At 43.2% G+C, this 3,235-nt stretch carries 4 protein-coding genes and 1 pseudogene; all 5 read right to left on the minus strand.

Annotated features, from left to right (window positions below):
- Positions 1–144 precede the first annotated feature (144 nt).
- The gene (locus tag Q5691_RS27370) at positions 145–648 is read right to left on the minus strand and encodes an IS66 family transposase (RefSeq protein WP_333312363.1); all 504 of its coding nucleotides are present in this window, start codon (positions 646–648) and stop codon (positions 145–147) included.
- Positions 641–1,378 (minus strand): DUF6444 domain-containing protein, encoded by a 738-nt coding sequence (locus Q5691_RS27375; protein ID WP_333312362.1) that lies wholly within the window; start codon positions 1,376–1,378, stop codon positions 641–643. Before Q5691_RS27375 ends, Q5691_RS27370 begins: the two co-directional genes overlap by 8 nt.
- A gap of 109 nt (positions 1,379–1,487) precedes the next feature.
- Positions 1,488–1,934, minus strand: a complete 447-nt coding sequence (locus Q5691_RS27380) for a hypothetical protein (protein WP_333312361.1) — start codon at positions 1,932–1,934, stop codon at positions 1,488–1,490.
- Positions 1,931–2,803: a ParA family protein gene (locus Q5691_RS27385; RefSeq protein ID WP_333029965.1), complete on the minus strand. Its 873-nt coding sequence runs from the start codon at positions 2,801–2,803 to the stop codon at positions 1,931–1,933. The genes Q5691_RS27380 and Q5691_RS27385 overlap by 4 nt, the downstream gene beginning before the upstream one ends.
- A 137-nt stretch (positions 2,804–2,940) precedes the next feature.
- Positions 2,941–3,235 (minus strand): annotated as a pseudogene (locus tag Q5691_RS27390) (hypothetical protein); the annotation flags it as partial.

Genomic DNA, 3,235 nt, shown 5'->3' on the forward strand with positions numbered 1-3,235 from the left:
AAAGTTGGATGGTGGGTTTGGGCTTGGGTCAACTTTTCGGTACATTACGAAAGTGATGCTGTACTAGGCTTTTGACTAATTTTAGCTCATAATCTTACACACGCTCAGCGCCGTCAGGAGCCAAAGTCTTTTGATGTAAGGGTTTTAGGCTTTTTCAGCAAGCCCTAAAAAGTACCACCATTGATCTGCTTTCTCACGTAACGAGCGCAGTAACAGTCCAGCAGCATGACCAACATGAGCTTGCCAAGTATTTAACAATTCTGCCAATCTCGTCTTAAAGTCCCTCGCCCAAGTCTGATAATCAATCTCTTGGGGGTGTTCTCGCCCTAGGCGATGTTGTCGAAATGCCTCATCAATTAATTCTAAAAATGCAGAAGCGACGACACTGTTATTACCGTGGCGTATAAGCAGAACTTTCTTAAAATGTCGCCGTAGATGGGCTAGACATTTTTGTTGCGCTCCCACAATCACACCGTTATAGACGCTAAAATCATCAGAACTCAACACTCCAGCAAACTCTTTCCCCAGCATCGTCTCTAATTCAGCTCTACTCCGAGTATCCGCAGCATGAAACAGGCAAAAATCTTGACCTGTGGCTGTCCACAACCATTCTTTAACTCCCTTGACACACCAAGGGGTTTCATCCACATGGACGGAAAGCTTGTAATGGTGCCCATTTCCATAAGGCTTCAACGGCGGGCTTTACAGCATCAGCTACCCGCGCATTTGTCGCTTGTAAAGTACCTATCCCTAGGTCGATTCCACCTAGTTCGCGCAGGAACTCTTGTTGTTTTTCATAGGATAGGTGTCCATAATTACCCAACCAGCTCAATAATGCTTGTAGGTCGATACTTAAGTCTTGTCCTGGAACTATTCCGGGTGCTGGTACACCGATTACCATTGCTCCACATTCATGACATTGACATTTGACTCGTTGATATTCCACCACTTCAATTGGTAAGGCTGCTAAACAGGCTACTTGCTGCTTGCTATAACCAATTGGATCACTTAATTCTCTACTACCACAATGCTCACAAGATTCAGGAGTGCTGATTTGATATCTATCTACTCGCCCAAACCCTTTTCGGGTTTTGCCGATATGTCCCGGCTGTCCTCCTGCTTTGCGTTTTGGTTGGGACTCTGACTCTTTTGAGTTGTCAAAAGCGGCTGTCTCTGATTTCTGTATCAGATCGCTTGATGGGGGTTTCGATGATGTTTTGCTATTGCTGGGCTGTCTCTCTTGGAGCTTTTCGAGCTGGAGTTGTAATTTTTCAATCAGCTTCTGTTGGGTGCGCACAATTTTGACCAGCTCCTCACGACTCAACTGGTCAACCATTTCTAATTTTAGTGCTGCTGATAACTCTGACTTTTCGCTCATCTGACTACATTACCATATTGTTCGGCTCTCTGCGGAACTATTTTTACCTGAATCCTTACGCAAATTCTAAGTCCAAGCTATTACCAATGCCCAATTCCCAATGCCCGATTCAAAGTGTTTGTCTGTCGATATGCCGCGACAGCCTCAAACTCTGTTTAATTCTGCCAATAATTAGCTCGAACATTTTTTTGCGGGACGGATTCTTGCTGCTGGGCGGCATCCCTAACTCGCAACACATCAAGTTCAAGTCACTTGCACTCATGGCTAACAACTTTTGCCTCACCTCTTCTTCATTACCATTCTTAGCTTGTAAACGCAGTTCTTCATAAACTTCTAGAACATTAGCCGCCGATAAATTAACAGGTTTATTAACATCAGCACCCTTGGGAATATCCGAAGTTTTTGAGCCAGCAGAAATCACTCCCCGCTTGACTTGAGTCTCAAGCCGGGTTAATTTTCGAGCAACGTCCCGCAAGATTTCCTTAAGTTCGCCAATTTCCTCAACTAACCCCCCGCTTTCTTGTTCGGAAGCAGCCAAAGTTTCTTTTTTACTCATTTCAGATACTCCTCACACTCGCGCCATAGTTTTTCAAATTCTCTAACTAATTCTCGCGGTAGTTCTCCCTCATTAATCGCCCGTTTTAGCCCGACGCTTTCCCGAATAGTAGATTCTAAAAATCTAACTTCTATGTTATTATCTTTTGATATCTCATCGCAAAGTCTCTTTACTTCTCTCATGTAAAACTGAACTTCATTTGTCAGCAATCCTCCATAGGTTTTAGCTTTATTCATAAAGACTGCTATCTTGGGAAACGGATAAGGCTCAATCCGTTTTTGGAGCGAGTTTAAAACTAAACTCAATCCCCTAGAACCAAAATAATCTGGATTGACCGGAATTAATATTAAGTCGCAGCAAGAGAGTACGCTGTAGGTGAGGAGACTGAAGGAAGGCGAACAGTCAAAAAGCATCAAGTCGTATTTGGGGAGATTGGCAGAGTTGGCGATTTTGCCGATGAATCTGCGGATGAAGTCTTTAACACTTTTCCCCTCAAATCCATCGATATCCAACCAATACAACTCTTCAACTGAAGGGACAAAATGCAACTGTTCGTCAATCTGATAAATGGTGTCGAAACCAACGGGAAATTTAAAATTCTGTCCGGCTTTTTTAAAGACTTCTAGAGCGTCGTAAATTGTAAGTCTGTGCTTGAGAGATTTTTCGTACCACTTACCAAATTTGTCATCTAAATGACCTGTATTTTCGTTAAGTCCGATCGCCTCTGTGAGCGACATTTGTGGATCTAAGTCTAACATCAAGACTTCTAAGTCGGTTCCTTGGGATATAATATTTCCCAGACTCCAAGTGACGGTAGTCTTTCCGACACCGCCTTTGAAGTTGATTACGGCTATTGATTTAGGACTCATGGCTGGCTTTGTTTGGATTTTGCTCAATTTTTTATTAAAACATAACGATCGCCCAATTAGCGTTTGCTAAGTATTATTACTCGAATAATGGCGATCACCTTGAGTAGGCGATCGCCAGATTAACAGCGAGTCTCTTTTTAGAAAAGAACGTCAGGAAACTTAAAAACGTGACTAGCAATATTCCGCACCTTTACTAATGGAACAGGTAATCCAGTTACACTGTAGCCTCGATTTGGTACTACTTTCTGCGGGAGTTCTGGCTGTTGCTGCAAAACTAACAACCTGAATTTACCCGGTTCGACGACCAATATCTCCTGTTGAGGAATGAAAAATATCCAGAGATCGGCTTTAGAAGCTGGGGGGGTGACAAAGAGGCCTAGGAGATAGACCGAATCAGGGTTGCAGCCCGCATACCTTGTTGATAAAAGCGAC

The sequence above is a fragment of the Microcoleus sp. w1-18aA5 genome (genome assembly GCF_036701705.1).
GTDB lineage: Bacteria > Cyanobacteriota > Cyanobacteriia > Cyanobacteriales > Microcoleaceae > Microcoleus.